The 17,220-nt window shown below is 58.4% G+C and carries 15 protein-coding genes; 10 read left to right on the top strand and 5 right to left on the bottom strand.

Annotation, left to right across the window (positions count from 1 at the left end; all coding sequences use genetic code 11):
* Positions 1-356 precede the first annotated feature (356 nt).
* Complete coding sequence (locus SLW56_RS09795) at positions 357-1,496, bottom strand: PilT/PilU family type 4a pilus ATPase (RefSeq protein ID WP_017907532.1); 1,140 nt, start codon at positions 1,494-1,496, stop codon at positions 357-359.
* Between the two features lie 99 nt (positions 1,497-1,595).
* Here SLW56_RS09795 and SLW56_RS09790 point away from each other — a divergent pair, with 99 nt between their 5' ends.
* From SLW56_RS09790 to SLW56_RS09745, 10 genes are all read left to right on the top strand, one after another.
* Positions 1,596-1,988 (top strand): DUF4398 domain-containing protein, encoded by a 393-nt coding sequence (locus SLW56_RS09790; protein WP_026144112.1) that lies wholly within the window; start codon positions 1,596-1,598, stop codon positions 1,986-1,988.
* A 17-nt stretch (positions 1,989-2,005) separates the two neighbouring features.
* Complete coding sequence (locus SLW56_RS09785; protein ID WP_295909346.1) at positions 2,006-2,878, top strand: hypothetical protein; 873 nt, start codon at positions 2,006-2,008, stop codon at positions 2,876-2,878.
* Positions 2,879-3,212: 334 nt separating this feature from the next.
* On the top strand, positions 3,213-3,431 hold the full coding sequence (locus tag SLW56_RS09780) for a YdcH family protein (RefSeq protein ID WP_010340228.1): 219 nt from the start codon (positions 3,213-3,215) through the stop codon (positions 3,429-3,431).
* Positions 3,432-3,621: 190 nt separating this feature from the next.
* The gene (locus SLW56_RS09775; protein WP_295909119.1) at positions 3,622-4,992 is read left to right on the top strand and encodes a pyridoxal-phosphate dependent enzyme; all 1,371 of its coding nucleotides are present in this window, start codon (positions 3,622-3,624) and stop codon (positions 4,990-4,992) included.
* Positions 4,993-5,075: 83 nt separating this feature from the next.
* Positions 5,076-6,269 carry a cystathionine gamma-synthase gene (locus SLW56_RS09770; RefSeq protein WP_320694774.1) on the top strand — a complete coding sequence of 398 codons (1,194 nt, stop codon included), beginning with the start codon at positions 5,076-5,078 and terminating at the stop codon, positions 6,267-6,269.
* A 49-nt stretch (positions 6,270-6,318) separates the two neighbouring features.
* Entirely contained in the window at positions 6,319-7,125 is an 807-nt protein-coding gene (locus SLW56_RS09765) for an FkbM family methyltransferase (protein ID WP_267085181.1), read from the top strand.
* A gap of 30 nt (positions 7,126-7,155) precedes the next feature.
* Positions 7,156-8,232, top strand: a complete 1,077-nt coding sequence (locus SLW56_RS09760) for an NAD-dependent epimerase/dehydratase (protein WP_267085180.1) — start codon at positions 7,156-7,158, stop codon at positions 8,230-8,232.
* Positions 8,229-10,190 carry a glycosyltransferase gene (locus SLW56_RS09755; RefSeq protein WP_267085179.1) on the top strand — a complete coding sequence of 654 codons (1,962 nt, stop codon included), beginning with the start codon at positions 8,229-8,231 and terminating at the stop codon, positions 10,188-10,190. The genes SLW56_RS09760 and SLW56_RS09755 overlap by 4 nt, the downstream gene beginning before the upstream one ends.
* 309 nt (positions 10,191-10,499) lie before the next feature.
* Positions 10,500-11,654, top strand: coding sequence for a glycosyltransferase (locus SLW56_RS09750; RefSeq protein ID WP_267085178.1), 1,155 nt, complete (start codon positions 10,500-10,502; stop codon positions 11,652-11,654).
* 3 nt (positions 11,655-11,657) lie between these two features.
* Positions 11,658-12,698, top strand: a complete 1,041-nt coding sequence (locus tag SLW56_RS09745) for an acyltransferase (protein WP_267085177.1) — start codon at positions 11,658-11,660, stop codon at positions 12,696-12,698.
* A gap of 283 nt (positions 12,699-12,981) precedes the next feature.
* Here the strand turns inward: SLW56_RS09745 and SLW56_RS09740 are convergent, their stop codons facing one another.
* The 4 genes from SLW56_RS09740 to SLW56_RS09725 all read right to left on the bottom strand — a co-directional run bounded on the left by SLW56_RS09740 (position 12,982) and on the right by SLW56_RS09725 (position 17,070).
* The gene (locus tag SLW56_RS09740) at positions 12,982-14,295 is read right to left on the bottom strand and encodes an ABC transporter ATP-binding protein (protein ID WP_267085176.1); all 1,314 of its coding nucleotides are present in this window, start codon (positions 14,293-14,295) and stop codon (positions 12,982-12,984) included.
* Positions 14,285-15,103 (bottom strand): ABC transporter permease, encoded by an 819-nt coding sequence (locus SLW56_RS09735; protein WP_267085175.1) that lies wholly within the window; start codon positions 15,101-15,103, stop codon positions 14,285-14,287. The genes SLW56_RS09740 and SLW56_RS09735 overlap by 11 nt, the downstream gene beginning before the upstream one ends.
* 187 nt (positions 15,104-15,290) lie before the next feature.
* Positions 15,291-16,229: an electron transfer flavoprotein subunit alpha/FixB family protein gene (locus SLW56_RS09730; RefSeq protein ID WP_320694773.1), complete on the bottom strand. Its 939-nt coding sequence runs from the start codon at positions 16,227-16,229 to the stop codon at positions 15,291-15,293.
* A 94-nt stretch (positions 16,230-16,323) separates the two neighbouring features.
* Positions 16,324-17,070 carry an electron transfer flavoprotein subunit beta/FixA family protein gene (locus SLW56_RS09725; RefSeq protein ID WP_320694772.1) on the bottom strand — a complete coding sequence of 249 codons (747 nt, stop codon included), beginning with the start codon at positions 17,068-17,070 and terminating at the stop codon, positions 16,324-16,326.
* Between the last annotated feature and the right edge of the window lie 150 nt (positions 17,071-17,220).

Here is a 17,220-nt window from a genome sequence, read left to right as displayed (position 1 = left end):
CGGGCATCCGCTGCTGCCAGTCGGCCACCGGCCCCTGCCGCGCCGGTGAGCATGAGGATGTGGGAGGGACTTCAGTCCCGACTGCAGTTTTCCGGACACTTCGGCCTTCACGCGTCGCAACGGAAGTCGCTTCCACACGCGCTTGCGGCGCACTCGCTGGGCGCACTGTGGGAGGGACTTCGGTCCCGACGCGCAGTTGCGTGGAAGTGGCGTTTGCCCGCGCAAGGGCGACCCGCGGCGACCGCCGCTGGGCCTACGGTCGGTCGTTGCCGCCGTCGCTGCGGGGCCAGTTCGACCAGGCGGCTGCGAACGCCCGGTCGCGGCTGAAACCGCGCCTACGACAACACGGCGACGCCTCAGACGAAGCCGTGGGTGATCCGCGGCGCGGCGCTGGGGCCGCTGTCGTAGTCGGCGTAGGGATCGTGCTCGCCGCTGCCGCCTTCGGACAGGCGGAACTTCAGGGCCAGGCCGTCGCGCGAGTCGGCCGCGCGCAGCGCTTCCTCCTGCTCGATCTGGCCCTGCTTGACCATGCGGAACAGGCACTGGTCGAAGGTCTCCATGCCTTCCTCCAGCGACTCCTCCATCGCCTGCTTGATCTCGTGGACCTGGCCGCGGCGCAGCAGGTCGCGGATCATCGGCGTGTTGAGCAGCACTTCCGAGGCCGGCCGGCGGCGGCCGCTGCTGTCCTTGACCAGGCGCTGCGAGATCACCGCGCGCAGGTTCAGTGACAGGTTCATCAGCACGTTCTTGTGCGCGCTCTCGGGGAAGAAGTTGAGGATGCGCTCGATGGTCTGGTCGGCGTTGTTGGAGTGCAGGGTGGCCAGGCACAGATGTCCGGTCTCGGCGAAGGCGATGGCCGCCTCCATGGTTTCCGCGTCCAGGATCTCGCCGATCAGGATCACGTCCGGCGCCTCGCGCATCGCGTTCTTCAGTGCGTTGTGGAAGGCGTGGGTGTCCAGGCCGACCTCGCGCTGGTTGACGATGGACATCTTGTGCTTGTGCAGGTACTCGATCGGGTCCTCGATGGTGAGGATGTGCCCGGTGGTGGTGCTGTTGCGGTAGTCGATCATCGACGCCAGCGAGGTGGACTTGCCCGAGCCGGTGGAGCCGACCACCAGGACCAGCCCGCGCGGGGTCATGATCACATCCTTGAGCACCTGCGGCAGGTGCAGCTCCTCGATGCTGGGGATCTTGCTGCGGATCGCGCGGATCACCATGCCGACCTCGCCGCGCTGCTTGAACACGTTGACGCGGAAGCGCCCGGCGTCCTGCAGGGCGATGGCCATGTTCAATTCCAGCTCCCGCTCGAACTGCGGCACCTGGCCCTCGTCCATCAACGAGTAGGCGATCTTCTTGACCATGCCCGGCGGCAGGCCGGTGGCGCCGAGCGGGTACAGCTTGCCTTCGATCTTGATATAGACCGGTGCTCCCGTGGTCAGGAACATGTCCGAGGCGTTCTTTTCGGTCATCAGCTTCAGGAAATAGCCGATATCCATGCGCAATGGTTCCCCAACGATCCGCAATCGCCCGTTGCAAGCGCGCCACAGGCTTCCGACAATGGCCGTGACCGACGTCTCCGTCCACGGCCCCCCTAGATGAAAACTAGCTTCGCACACTTCCGTTGTCAGCAGTATGTGATGGCCTGCGCATTGGCGTTGTTCGCCGCGCCGGCCGCGTTCGCCCAGGTGGCTTCGCCGGAGCTGCTGTCCGCGCAGCAGGCGGTGCAGCGTGCGGTCCAGGCCGATGCCGACCAGTACGCGCCGGACCTGCTGGCCAGCGCCCGACAGGGCCTGGAACAGGCGCAACAGGCCGCGCTCGACCGCCGCCAGCGCAAGACCGCGCCGCAACTGGCCCTGCGTGTGGCCGCCGATGCCGACCTTGCGCGCGCGCGCAGCGAGGAGGCGGTGGCCAATGCGCAACTGAAGCAACGCCAGGCCGAGGTGGCTCAGTTGCAACAGACGCTGGGCACCGGGGAGGGTCGTCCATGAGCCGCGCCCTGCACGGAATGCGCCGCCTGGCCCTGCTGGCGTTGCTGCTGGCGCCGCTGGGCGCGATGGCCGCGGACGACCCGGAACTGGCCGTGCTCAACCAGCGCCTGGTGGCGCTGCAGGCCGATCCGCTGAACGCCGATGTCGCCGCCTACGAACGCCTGCAGGCGCAGCAGGCGGTGGCCAACTTCGCCAACGCCAAGCGCAAGGAGCGCGACGAGGCGCGCTACCTGGCCGAGCGCCGGGTCGAGATCGCCGAAACCATGGCCCGTGCCGAGATCGCCCGTCGTCAGGTCGACCAGTTGGAGAAGACTCGCAGCGACCTGCTGATCGAGGCCAGCCGCCGCGAGGCCGCGCGGGCCCGGCAGGAGGCCGAGCGCCTGCGCGTGCAGGCGCAGATCCAGGCCGAGGAGGCCGAGAGCCTGCGTCAGGCCGCCGAGGCCGAGCAGGCCGCGCGGGCAGATGCGGATGCGGCCCTGGCCAGCGTCGCCGGGCAGCAGACCGCCAAGCTCAGCGCCGCGCAGCAGAAGTCGGCCAAGCTGGCGCGCGAGGAGGCCGAACTGGTCGCCGGCACCAAGCTGCCGGCCTCGCGCTTCGAGACGCGCGGCGAGGTCTTCACCTTCTCCGGTGCGGCCTTCGGCGCCGGCAAGGCCGCGCTGTCGGGCGATGCCAGCAACCAGGCCAAGGCCCTGTCGCAGTACCTGCAGATCAGCAAGGGCAAGGTGCGGATCGAGGCCTACGACACCGACGCCGGGGTGGCGCAGAAACGCGCCGATGCCCTGCGCGCGGCCCTGGTCAGCGGTGGCGTGCCCGCCAACCGGGTGCAGGCGGTCGGCAAGAAGGGGGCCTCGACCAAGGCCCGCTCGGCCGACGTCGTGATCGCGCCCTGAGGTCGGACGGCGCCCTGTGCAGGCGGTTTAACGGGGTTTTTCCCTGGGCCTGAGCGCCGAGCAACTGAATGCGGCAAAGCGGGCCTGCTTCTCTTGTCCGCGACGGTGGGGAGGCGTAGGGTCGGTATTCCAGGTGGCACTCCCGCCGCCTGGTGCCAACGGAGGAGTTCGAGCCGATGACGCAGTGGCGCGCACCGCAGTCCGACGTCGCAGGAACCGCGGTTCCAGGCGTTGTGGCGGTGCAGCCGGCGGCTCGCGCGCTTCCGCTCCCAGGCAACGCCCCGTGCCGCAGCGGCCGGGGCGTTCTTGTTTCTAGCTGAAGGAGGCTATTCCTATGTTCGAAGGGCAACCGCAGACCGAAATCGACGCGTTGATCAAGTCCGATCCGGAGTTCAAGCAGCTCTACCAGCGCCACAAGACCTTGGACAAGAAGTGCATGGACGCCGAGCTCGGCGTGCTGCCGATCGACGATGTCACCCTGGCGCAGATGAAGCGCGAAAAGCTCGCCGCCAAGGAAAAGCTGCTGCGCCTTTACGAGCAGAAGCCGCACTGACCGTACTATTCCCTCTTGTCGCGGGCGGTGGCTGGCCTCCTCGTCGGCTTGCCACCGTCCGCGTCATCCCCTCCGAAAGCCGCGACCGCGGCTTTTTTCGTCTCTGCCGCGCGCATTCTCTGACTTTCCCTCCCCGAGCGCGGATAATGCCCGGTCCAGCCGCTGCCGCGGCGCGACGCATTCGGACCCGATGGCCATTCACTCCTCCGTACTCGATCTGATCGGCGACACCCCCATCGTCAAGGCCAGCAAGCTCGACACCGGGGTGTGCGAGCTGTACCTGAAGCTGGAGAGCGCCAATCCCGGCGGCTCGATCAAGGATCGGATCGGCCTGTCGATGATCGAGGCGGCCGAGCGCCGCGGCGATCTCAAGCCCGGCGCGGTGCTGGTCGAGGGCACCGCCGGCAACACCGGCATCGGCCTGGCCCTGGTCGCCCAGCAGAAGGGCTACAAGCTGATCCTGGTGGTGCCGGACAAGATGAGCCGGGAGAAGATCTTCAACCTCAAGGCGATGGGCGCCGAGGTGGTGCTGACTCGCTCCGACGTGGCCAAGGGCCACCCCGAGTACTACCAGGACCTGGCGGCGCGCATCGCTGCCGAGACCCCAGGCGCCTACTTCATCAACCAGTTCGGCAACCCCGACAACCCGGCCGCGCACGAGTTCGGCACCGGCCCGGAGATCCTGCGGCAGATGGACGGCCTGCTGGACGCGATCGTGTTCGGCTGCGGCAGCTCCGGCACCATGACCGGCCTGTCGCGCGCCTTCGCCGCCGCCTCGCCGCACACCGAACTGGTGCTGGCCGACCCGGTCGGCTCGATCCTGACCGAGTACATCGAGCAGGGCACGGTCAGCGAGAAGTCCGGCAGCTGGCTGGTGGAGGGCATCGGCGAGGACTTCCTGCCGGCGATCTCCGATTTCAGCCGGGTCAAGAAGGCCTACTCGATCAGCGACGCGGAGAGCTTCCACACCGCACGCGAACTGCTGGCCAAGGAGGGCATCCTCGGCGGCTCCTCCACCGGCACCCTGTTGGCCGCGGCGCTGAAGTACTGCCGCGCACAGACCGAGCCCAAGCGCGTGCTGGTGTTCGTCTGCGACACCGGCAACAAGTACCTGTCGAAGATGTACAACGACTACTGGATGCTGGACAACGGCTTCCTGGAGCGCCCGCAGCACGGCGACCTGCGCGACCTGATCCTGCGCCCGTACAGCCAGCGCGACACCGTGGTGGTCGGCCCCAAGGACCTGCTGACCACCGCCTACCAGCGCATGAAGCTGTACGACGTGTCGCAGCTGCCGGTGATGGAAGGCGATCAACTGGTCGGCATCGTCGACGAAAGCGACGTCTTGTTGCATGTATATGGCGATGAGTCGCGGTTCCGCGATCCCGTGGCCACGGCCATGGTCAGCAAGCTCGACCGGCTCGACGTCAAATCGCCGATCGAGGCCCTGCTGCCGGTGTTCGATCGCGGCCAGGTCGCCATCGTGATGAACGAGGGCGCCTTCCTCGGCCTGATCACCCGGATCGACCTGCTCAACTACCTGCGCCGCCGGGTGCAGTAATCCCTGCGGTCTGAACGGCCCCGGCTGCATGGGGCCGTTCAGACCGCGCTGCTAGAATCACGCCCCTTTTCCGGTAACCCCACATGACGGACAACACGTCGAACCCCCATGGCGACGGCTCCGCGCTGGCGCTGGCGACCCTGGCCATCCATGGCGGACAGCACCCGGACCCGACCACCGGCGCGGTGATGCCGCCGATCTACGCGACCTCCACCTACGCCCAGTCCAGCCCCGGCGAGCACCAGGGCTTCGAGTACTCGCGCACCCACAACCCGACCCGCTTCGCCTACGAGCGCTGCGTGGCGGCCCTGGAAGGCGGCAGCCGCGGCTTCGCCTTCGCCTCGGGCATGGCGGCGACGGCCACGGTGATCGAGCTGCTGGACAGCGGCAGCCACGTGATCGCCATGGATGACCTGTATGGCGGCAGCTACCGCCTGTTCGAGCGCGTGCGCAAGCGCACCGCCGCGCTCGAGTTCGGCTTCGTCGACCTGACCGACCCGGCCGCGTTCGAGGCGGCGATCCGCCCGACCACGAAGATGGTGTGGATCGAGACCCCGACCAATCCGATGCTGAAGATCGTCGATATCGCGGCGATCGCCGCGATCGCGCGCAAGCACGGCCTGCTGGTGGTGGTCGACAACACCTTCGCCTCGCCGCTGCTGCAGCGGCCGCTGGCACTGGGTGCGGACATCGTGGTGCATTCGGCGACCAAGTACCTCAACGGCCACTCGGACATGGTCGGCGGCATGGCCGCGGTCGGCGACAACGCCGAGCTCGCCGAGCAGCTCGCCTTCCTGCAGAACTCGGTGGGCGGCGTGCAGGGCCCGTTCGACAGCTTCCTGGCACTTCGCGGCTTGAAGACCCTGCCGCTGCGCATGCGCGCGCACTGCGACAACGCCCTGGCCCTGGCGCAGTGGCTGGAGACGCACCCGGCGGTGGAGAAGGTGATCTACCCGGGCCTGCCCTCGCACCCGCAGCATGCCCTGGCCGGCAGGCAGATGAGCGGCTACGGCGGCATCGTCTCGATCGTGCTCAAGGGCGGCTTCGACGCGGCCAAGCGCTTCTGCGAACGCACCCGCCTGTTCACCCTGGCCGAATCGCTGGGCGGCGTGGAGAGCCTGGTCAACCATCCTGCGGTGATGACTCATGCTTCGGTGCCGGTCGCGCGCCGCGAGCAGCTCGGCATCAGCGATGCGCTGGTGCGGTTGAGCGTGGGGGTGGAGGATCTGGGGGATTTGCGTGGGGATCTGGAGCGGGCTCTGGAAATCCAGCTGTGACTTTCTATGCTGTTAGACAGCGCTTTGTGATCGCTACTAGGAGCAATCAGTGCAATATACCTCTTTAAATACAAAAGCCAGTGTTTGCATGGTGCCGCGAGGCGTCAATGGCTGGCCACTTGAGCGCGTTGCAACTGATGCAGGGGAGCTCTGGTTTCCCTTGGCAGACAAGGTAATGCGAGAATATGCCCGTAATAGTGGGCGCTGGGACATTGACGTCGCCAAGGTTTTGTTTGATTGCTGCGCCAGTCAGGAGCAGGGTGTCTTTGTCGATATCGGTGCAAACGTCGGTTACTTTTCGTGTCTGCTATCTGAGCGGTTTCATGATTTACGGACTTTTGCATTTGAGCCGCATCCTCTCATTTATGACGTCCTTGCGCTGAATACATGGAAATACGGCTCGCGAATTCAGCTGCATTCATGTGCGCTTGGTTCCAAGCGTGGGACCGTTGCACTAGAGACAGCCACGAACAATCTAGGGGACACGCGAGGTGTGGAGGAGGATGTTGCAAATACCGTCGCGCCTCTAGTAAGTCTGGATGAGCTGTACCCCGACCTTGTTGCAAGTGTCGTGAAGATCGATGTGCAGGGCGCAGAGTTGGATGTCATACGTGGGATGGTGGGTGTCATTCGCAGGTCTCCCAGTATTCGCATTGTTGTGGAGTTTAGTCCGGATCTAGCCATTGCTGATCATTTTGATCCAGAAGTGGTGCTCGATGTCTATCGTTCTTTGGGTATGCGAGTTCTGCTCATTCGAGATGGTCAGTTAAGTGAGGAAAGTAATACGGAAATACTCCGTTATTGCAGTTCGGCTGGTCCAATGGCACAGGCAAATCTGCTGCTAGTTCGCACTTGAGTGCGATGAATTTAATATGGGAATCTGAAGATGCAAAAAGCAGTAATTGTCACCGGCGGTGCGGGATTCATTGGGTGCGCGATTTCTAGTCAACTTCGAGAGTTCGGTTTGCCGGTAGTTGCAGTCGATAATCTACACCCCCAGATTCATGTAGAGCCAAGCCGTCCCGAGGCACTTGATGAATCCGTGCATCTTTTAGTTGGAGACATCACCGAACCAGACACTTGGAGCCAAGTTCTCCAAAACTGGCAACCTGCAATTGTTGTGCATCTTGCTGCAGAAACTGGTACTGGCCAATCGTTAGTTGAAGCGACCCGACACGCGCATGTGAATGTAGTTGGAACCACCGTGATGCTGGACGCTTTTTCTGCTCGCGGCGTGGTGCCTGAACATGTTCTGCTGGCTTCTAGCCGAGCTGTTTATGGTGAGGGGGCCTGGCGCGACGGAAATGGCCGAACTTTCTATCCGCCTGCTCGTTCGCATGAGGTGTTGGCGCGTTCTCAATGGGACCCCGTTTCCCCTTCTGACACTGGTCCTGTCTCGCCTATTTCGCATCGCGCAGACATTGTGTTTGCTAACCCGACTAGCGTGTACGGCGGTACTAAGCTTGCGCAAGAGCATGTCCTTTCGGCTTGGTGTGGCGCCATGCAGGTTCCTCTCTCCATTTTTCGCTTGCAAAACGTTTACGGTCCAGGCCAGTCGCCATTTAATGCCTATACCGGTATCATCACACTTTTCCACAGGTTAGCTCGAAAGTTGCAGCGTCTGGATATCTATGAAGACGGCAATATCGGCCGTGATTTCGTTTTTATTGATGACGTTGTTAGTGCGCTTGTTGCTGGTCTGCGTAGGCCGCCATCCAATATCCGTACACTTGATGTTGGCAGCGGCGTTGTAACAACCATTGCCGACGCGGCTAAAGCGATCGCAGCCATGCATAATGCCCCAGAACCTCAGGTTAGCGGGAAGTTCCGCGATGGCGATGTGCGTTGGGCTGTCGCAGATGCGGCGCCACTCGAAAAGGCTCTAGATGTGCGGGCTCGTATTAGCTTTGAGGAAGGTGCACGCCGTGTCGGTGAGTGGCTAATTGCGCGAGGTTATGCATGAGTTCGCCTGGCGATAATTTGAATATAGCGAAAGACAAAGTAGTTTCATTAGCAGTCATCACTAACGCAACTCGTGACTGGCTAGATTCAGTGCGGTCTTTGTTGAATCTGCAGGGTAGCGCTAGTTGTGAGATCGTGGCTTGGGATAATGTCAGTGCGGGACGGGATTTTGCTGGTAGCGAAGCGCGATTAAATTCGGCATGGACATTGTCAGCTGCAGTCGCTGACATCATGAGTAAAGAGTCTTCGCTTGAAGCTCTTGTGGTGGCCGTATCGCCTGCGGTTGTGCCTGCCGAGCTCCTGGATCGTGCGTTGGAGTGGATAAGAAGAGATCAGCGGATTGCTACTGTATCGTTTCTTTCGAATGCCGCCGGTGCCCTGAGTTTCCCATACCGTAATTCACCTACACCACACGGAATTCCAAGTTTGGATGAGTCCGAAGTGTGTGAGATGCTTCGCGATGTGCAACCAGACAGTGGCCCAGTTTCGCTGCAGGTCCCGATGGGGCCGGTAGTGTTGGTCAATGCGAGAGTGATAAAGGCCGTTGGTGGATTTGATCCTGATAGTGATTCCAATCCCTCTGAGGCTCTCGCCGAGTTCGCGTTGCGAACCGGGCGCAGGGGCTTTAGACACGTCTTGGATGCGGGGTCGTATGTGACAGGGCAATGGACCAGTAACGGAGCGCCCATCGAGGCAAGTGACGAGCATCGAGCACGGCAACGTCTGCATGTACGTGATAGCTGTTTCCCCGCTTTGCACGATCATATTAGATCTTCACAGACGAGCGCATTAGGTATTGCGCTCGACGTTGCGCGTAGCAAGGTTCAAGGTCTGCGCGTTCTCATAGATGGTTCTTGCTTGGGGCCGATGGAGATGGGAACGCAGGTGCAGACTTTGGCGCTTGTACGCTCTTTGCTTAAACGCGATGATGTAAGTCGAGTTGTACTCGCCACGCCCAATGCGATGTTGCCGGGATATGCGCGCGACTTGCTCTTGCAGTCCAAACTTGCCATTTGCGATGCTAGCGATCTGATGTTCAAGGGGGCGGAGCAAGTCGATATCCTGCATCGTCCCTTTCAACCAGACCGGTCGATTCCCTGGGGCCGCTGGCGAGAGCTGTCCAAACGTATCGTAATTACCCTTCAAGATCTTATCGCCTACCGTGTTGGTAGTTATCATGAGAGTGGGCATCGGTGGCTGGAGTATCGAAACAATATTGAAGCTGCTGCACGCTTTTCTGATGCCATTGTCGCAATCTCTGACGATACCCGTGAATCTATTCTGGATGAGCGGCTGGCTGTAGAGTTGCAACGCATTCATGTAGTCAAGAATGGCGGTGACCACTTGGTTGCTGGCGATGTGGAGCAAATGCCCAGAGCCTTAGTCGAAAAGGGTCTTGTTGCAGCGCAATTTTTGCTTGTGCTAGGGGCAAGTTATAGTCACAAGAATCGCGATTTAGCTATACGCACCTGGAAAGAGCTGCGTCGACGTGGGCACAACATTGCTTTAGTCATGGCTGGTGCTGTCGTTGCCAAGGGAGCATCTAGGCAGGAAGAGGCGATCGCAAGAAGGGACGCGGACGAGGACTATTTGGTGGTGCTGCCTGACGTCAGCAGTGCCGTCAGGAATTGGCTGCTGCGTCATGCGAGCATCGTGCTATATCCTACTTCCGCGGAGGGCTTTGGACTGGTTCCTTTTGAAGCTGCGTCGATGGGGACGCCTACCGCCCACGTGAGTTTTGGTCCGCTCAAAGAGTTGATTGACTCGCCGGAATTGCCTCAAGATTGGGATCCACTGCATATGGCAGATTATTGTCATCAGCTATTACAAGAGCCTGACCAAGCCGCAAAGAATGTTAAGCATGTTCTTGCTAGCGGAAACCATTTGGTGTGGGCTACGACTGCTGCTGATCTAACTTTAGCATACCGCCAGACGCTCGCGGCTCCCCCGCGCGCTTAATACATTAATAGGTTGAAACATGAACTCTACTGATATCGATAAAATTTCCTTGGAGCAGGCGCTGATAGATTTTGAGGTCGCTAATGCTCGGGTAATGGATCTAACTTCACGCTTGACTTCAATGAGTCGTGAGCTTATTCAGACTCGCTCTGAGTTGGAAAGATTGCGAATCGGTGGAATTTCTATCCCGCAGTCAACAGTTAATTTTGGAGACTATGAAGATGTGCATAATCGATATGCGCAGATTCGTTCCTCGCGTCTAGTGAGGTTTGCGGCAATTTTTAGTCACAAATTGCGGCGGTGTCTATAATGAGTCGGCCACGAATTCTACATTGCATTACCGTCTATAACGGTCGAGCTTTTGTTCCCGCCGCTATCGAAAGTGCATTGCGATTGGACCAACATGATGCTGAAATCGATGTATTAGTTCTTGATGACGCTAGTCCAGAGCCGGGTTGGAGCGAAGAACTTTCAGCGTTCTGTGATCTTCGAGGCGCGATTTACTATCGAACTCCACGCAATCTAGGTATTCCGCGTAACGTCAACCTTGGTATGCTGACTGCTGTCAAGCACGGCTACGATTACGTGGTTATTAGCAACTCGGATGTGCTCTATCCGCGCGAGCTTATGGGCCAGATGCTGCAGGCGTCGCGTCAAAAGAATGTCGGTTCGGTGACCGCTTGGTCCAACAATGTTTCGCTCTATTCGTTGCCCAACCAAGATCCCAATCTGTTTCTCCATGATCAAGGAGTGGTTGACTGGATTCACGCAAGCCTTGCAGGCCATTTTGGCGACGCTGTTATGGACATCCCGGCGGGCATTTCTTTCTGTATCCTTATCCCCACCGAGGTGATACGTAAAGTCGGCATTATGGACCCTTGTTTCGGTCGCGGTTACTGCGAAGAAACCGACTGGAGTCTGCGCAGTCTTGCTGCTGGTTATCGCATTGCTCTGGCGCCAGGAACTTTTGTTTTTCATCATGGGCGCGGTTCTAATCTTGATGCGGGCTTGGTATCGTCGGACTCAACCACTGTTCCTGCGAATGAGGCGATTATCGACTTGAGATACCCGCAGTTTCGTAATCAAGTGGGAGCCTTTGTGCATTCTGGGGTTCTTGCTCGTGCGCACGATGATGCAATTTCTCAAATAATACGGAGCGCTGGGCGGCAATTCGGATACTCAATTGATGTTGGTTGGATTGCTCGTGATCGCAAAAGCGAGGATGAGGTCAACATTCTTCTTTCCCCTGATGGCGCTAACGATAGCGTGCAGGCGGTGTTCAGGGGCTTTCGGCTCGATCTAAAGTTGAGTCGTAAAGATATCGGACAAGGAATCCGGAAATTTTTTGACAAAGAGCCTAATGCTTTGAATCTTTTTGATTCAGGCGCGTTTGCAAGTGCCCTAAAATCCGAGTTCAGCAGCGTTGCTGTGAGTCGAACAAGCAACTATCCAGAGCGGGTATGAGCCATGATCCGAGCTGAGCTGACGCATCGCACTAACAATTTTGATTTTGTGCGTATTTTTGCTGCACTTTGTGTATTAGTTAGCCACCATTTTGCTTTATCTGGATTGCCAGAGCCATTGGTGCTTCAGTTTCAGACGCTAGGTGGCTATGGCGTCTTTATTTTCTTCTCAATTAGCGGCTTTTTGGTTGCGCAGAGTTGGGAGCGCGATCCCAATTTGCTGCGCTTCGCTTCTCGCCGTTTGTTGCGAATTTGGCCGGGTATGCTGTGTGCGTTGGTATTATGCGCCCTAATATTGGGGCCAATCGTTACGACGCTGCCGCTCAGAGAATATTTTTCCAATGATTTAACTTGGAAGTATTTTGCTACTCTTCTTTTTCAAGTTCAGCCATTTCTACAAGGAGTTTTTCCCAATAGCCCAGTGCCTTACATCCCAAACGGAGTGCTTTGGACCATTCCAATTGAAGTTCACTGCTATGGCTATCTCGCTCTATTGGGGCTAATTGGGGTGTTGCGCTTCCGCTGGCTGCTTTTGCTCCTTACAACGGCGTTAGCTTTTTATTATTACGTCTATCATGACGCTGAGGCTGTCTTTAAAGCTGGGGGTGGAAGAATCCATGAAATCGAATTTGCTACCTTTTTCTTCTCTGGAGCGCTTTTGCATTACTTCCGAGGGATTTGGTTGAATTGGGGGCGCGCTCTGGTTACTTTTCTTATTATCTTAATCTGTTCACTTTTTTTGATAAAATACAATCACCAATTGATAGCCGCCTTTCTGCTAACCCCGTTCACTTTTGTGGTGATGGGTAATGCATCATTTCCCGTGGTTAGGCGGTTCGGTCGTTTTGGAGATATGTCCTACGGAATATATATTTATGCTTTTCCGGTCCAGCAGACCTTAATATGGGCTTTGGGTAAAAGTATTTCTTTTTCGGGCAGCCTGATCCTCGCGCTGTCTATTACTTCTGCGCTGGCTTGGATTTCGTGGCATTTTATAGAGCAGCCAGCCCTGAAATTAAAGCCAAAAGCGTCTAAATCAGTCTGATGGTGGCCTGGTACGCTTTTAGGCACTCTTAAGAAAAAATCCTACTCTTTTTCGTTGGAAAAGAGCAGGATTTTACTTGCGTGTAGATAGCTATGCGGGTAGCGTTTGCGGGAAATATGATAAGTCTGGCAAAGCTGGAGATGTTGTCTAGTCGTTATCCCCGATAGGAGTAAACTCCGACGTTTGAGGGTATTGTAATCCTTCCCCCGTATGGTGGCTACGGGGTAGGGCAGCCCTATTGCGGTGGCGGAAATTGATGATTTAGATTAGGGATTTTTCATAGTCACTCATCTCGCCTAGAGTGAAACGATACGGATAGCGGCTGTGCGCCAGATATCCCATGCACTAACTGCGTATTTATTGCAGTCAGTAAAACCACATCGTGTAGCCAGTGGTGCTGAATATGATCTTCTCCGGGGCCTTCTGCTAAAGCGACATCGATACTGTACTCTCCGCGTACAAGACGGGGAAGTCGCATTTGAAATGTTGCGGAGATAAGCGAATTCTCCTCTACGCTTATTGCGTCTTCCCTAAGATAGCTGTCTGAGCTTTCCGCTAGAATATATTGCCCTTTCCGGTCTTTGAGCATGAATCCAATCGCCGGATACATCAATGGCTTTCTGGTTCGACATGTAATAACTAGGCGGACGTCCGTTAAGGAGTCGAATTCCGCAAGTGACGCGCCTTGGATGTCACTGATAACTACTGATTCAATAGAGGCGCCGCCGGCACCGAAACCATCAGCCTCCGCGCGAAATGGACTGACATGGAAACGAGTGGGCTCAATGTTTTTGCTGTCGTAAGCGCCTTCCTTCGATGAAGAGCTATTTATTACTGTCGAGGTCGTGCGATCAGTGTACAAATCTCTGAGATAAAGTGCAGAGATGTCTTTTGCACTTCCCGTATCGCAGCTATACTCGGACTTATTACGGCGTAGGAGAACGGCTGATTTACACAATGCATTTACGGCTCCCATGTCATGACTGACGAATAGCAGCGTGCCGCCTTCTCTTTGGAAGTTGGAAAGAAAGCGCATGCACTTTTGCTGAAAGAATGCATCTCCAACGCTGAGAGCTTCGTCGATCACGAGTATGTCAGCATCGACATGGGCAATCACTGCAAATGCAAGGCGGACATACATTCCGCTTGAGTACGATTTGACGGGCTGCTCAATAAATTCGCCGATGTCAGCGAATGCGGCTATAGAATTCAGTCGGGTAGTGATAGTTTCTTTTTCTAATCCATATAGCGAGGCAGCAAGATAAACATTTTCCCGGCCTGAAAATTCCGGATTAAAGCCTGCCCCAAGCTCTAGCAAAGCTGCAATGCGACCATTTACTGCAATATCTCCTTCGGTTGGCGTTAAAGTTCCACAAATCATTTGAAGGAGTGTTGATTTTCCAGAACCATTACGTCCGATGATGCCGACCGTCTCGCCGCGTTTGATCGAGAAGTTCACCCTGCGGAGTGCCCAGAATTCCCGGTAGTATCGTCGGTGATTGCGCCAAAACATCTGCTTCAGGCGATGAATCGGCTTGTCGTAGACATTGAAGCACTTGCCAAGATCTTTCACTTGGATTGCTACGTCAGAGTACATCTGAAAATCCCTTTCTTGTCTTCTGGAAGAATGCAAATCCGGCAACGAAGACCAGAAGTGATATTGTCAAGCAAAGCATATATTCAATGGGATCTAATGCATGGCCCCAGATGAGAACGTCGCGCATCTGGGCAATGACCGGCGCCAAAGGGTTTACATTAAGAAATGGGCGTAGCGATGCAGGTATGGCGTCGATAGGGTAAAAAATTGGGGTCAAGAACATTACCGCAGTGGTAATGATTGCAGTGATCTGAGTGGTATCTCGCAGGAATACGCCAAGTGCTGATAAGAGCCACCCCAATCCCGTCATGAATAGCAGGGCTGGTAATATGACCATGGGTAATAATAGCGCCGTCATTGGGGGGGGGCCGTAGGAAATTATATAAAATACTAGCCATACTGCGAGATTGATAGTCAGGCTAAATAGCGAGGTTAGCATGCTAACAACGGGCAGGATTTCAAGAGGAAAAACTACCTTTTTGACATAGTTTGAATTGCTTATGACGAGTTGCGGCGCCCTGTTAAATACATCAGAGAAGAAGTTGAAAACTAATAGTCCGCTGAATAAGACTAGCGCAAACTCTGTCCGGGTTCCGCTACCACCTGGCCATCTTGCTTTAAAAACTTCGCTGAAAACGAATGTGTAGATTGCAAGCATGAATATCGGTTGGACCAATGTCCAAGTAAGGCCGAGAAGAGAGCCTCTATATCGTGCTGAAATCTCTCGCGCAGTCAGTGCGACGGTAAGCTTGCGATTCGCAAGAAGACTTTGAACTAGGTAGCTCGGGGAGCCGGAGTAGGGTTCCATCATCAAGCTGTGTATGGGCGACCCATTAGTCTACTGTGGTAGTGGCTGGTGTGCTCGCCGTAGAGTAGTGAAACACATTGGCGGGCACCCAACTCGTTAGTAAGTGTTCATCGCGCATTTGGTTTGGGAATCGGCGCCTTGCTACGCAATGGATAGCGCCCGCTTTGTTAAAGCGGGCGCAGAAGGCCTACGTCAGTTTTTCCAGTTCCGGCAACACAGTGAACAGGTCGCCGACGAGGCCGATATCGGCGATCTCGAAGATCGGCGATTCCGGGTCCTTGTTGATCGCGACGATGGTGCCAGCGTCCTTGATGCCGGTCAGGTGCTGGATGGCGCCGGAAATGCCGACTGCCACGTACAACTCCGGCGCGATGATCTTGCCGGTCTGGCCGACCTGCAGCTCATTGGGCACGTACCCTGCGTCGACCGCCGCGCGCGAGGCGCCGACCGCGGCGCCGAGTTTGTCCGCGAGTTGGTAGATAATCTGAAAGTTCTCCGCCGAGCCGACGCCGCGGCCGCCGGAGACCACGCGCTTGGCGCTCTGCAGGTCGGGGCGATCGGACTTGCCGGCGGCGAGACCGACGAAGCGGGTGTGGCTCGGCAGCGCCGCGTCCACGCTGGCCGCTTCGACCGCCGCGCTGCCGCCCTGCGCCGCTTCCGGCCAGGAGGCGCTGCGCACGGTGGCGACCACGATCTGGTCGGCCGGCGCCTGCACGCTGATGATGGCGTTGCCGGCGTAGATCGGGCGCTTGAACGCGTAGTCGCCGTCCACCGCCATCAGGTCGGAGATCTGGTTGACGCCGAGCAGGGCGGCCACCACCGGCATCAGGTCCTTGCCGAACGTGGTGGAGGGGCCGAACACGTGGGTGTAGCCCGCCGCCAGCGCAGCGATCTGCGGGCCCAGCACCTGCGCGATGGCGTGTTCGTTGGCAGGATTGGCGACGGTGAGGACACGGGCGACGCCGGCGATCTGCGCGGCCTGGGCGGCCACCGCGGCCGGATCGGACGCCAGCACCACGATGTCGATGGCCTCGGCTGAAAGCGCCTGCGCGGCGCTGACGCACTTGGCGGTGGCGGCGTTGAGCTGCCCGTTGAGATGTTCGGCGACGACGAGGATTTTAGACATCACAGTGTCCTTTCAAACGTGGGGGCGCTGGAAGATGCGAGCTTCGGCATTGAGAAGTCCGGCCATGGATGGCCGGGCTCTTGATCAGGGACGATCACAAAAGCCCCTTCTGCTTGAGTGCGGCCACCAGTTCGGCGGCATCCTTGACCATCACGCCGCGGTTGCGCTTGGCCGGCGGGGCGTAGTGGGTGGTGGTGAGGCTGTCGTTGGCCTCCACGCCCAGGTCGGCGAAGGCCAGCGTCTGCAGCGGCTTGCTCTTGGCCTTCATGATGTCCGGCAGCTTGATGAAGCGCGGCTCGTTCAGGCGCAGGTCGGTGGTGACCACCGCCGGCAGATCCACTTCCAGGGTCTCCAGGCCGGCGTCGACCTCGCGGCTCACCGTGGCCTTGCCGTCGGCCACCACCAGCTTGCCGGCGAAGGTCGCCTGCGGACGGCCCCACAGCGTGGCCAGCATCTGCCCGGTCTGGTTGGCGTCGTCGTCGATCGCCTGCTTGCCCAGGATCACCAGGTCCGGCTGCTCCTGCTCGACCAGCTTCAGCAGGGTGCGCGCGGCGGTCAGCGGCTGGATCGCCGCGTCGGCGACCACGTGGATGGCGCGGTTGGCGCCCATCGCCAGGCCGTTGCGCAGGTGCGCGGCGGCGTCGGCCGGGGCGATGGTGGCCACCACCACCTCGCTGGCGATGCCGGCGTCGCGCAGGCGCAGCGCCTCTTCCAGGGCGATTTCGTCGAATGGGTTGGCGGAGAGCTTGACGCCCTCAGTGATCACGCCGGAGCCGTCCGGCTTGACCTGGATGCGGACGTTGTAGTCCACCACGCGCTTGTAGGCGACGAGGATTTTCATCGTGTACGAGATCCTTCAGCAGTGCGGGAAGGCCCGGCCGCGGCGGCTGGCACGGGGCAGTCGGAGGATTCTAACCGGGCGCGGGGGACCATGCGAGGGCGTATGGAGGGGCTTCCGTCAGGTCGTGGTCGCCGCCTGCGGCGACCACGA

Source organism: Xanthomonas sp. LF07-6 (genome assembly GCF_034105445.1).
Taxonomy (GTDB): Bacteria; Pseudomonadota; Gammaproteobacteria; order Xanthomonadales; family Xanthomonadaceae; genus Xanthomonas_A; species Xanthomonas_A sontii.
This window is presented reverse-complemented; position numbering and strand designations above follow the sequence as displayed.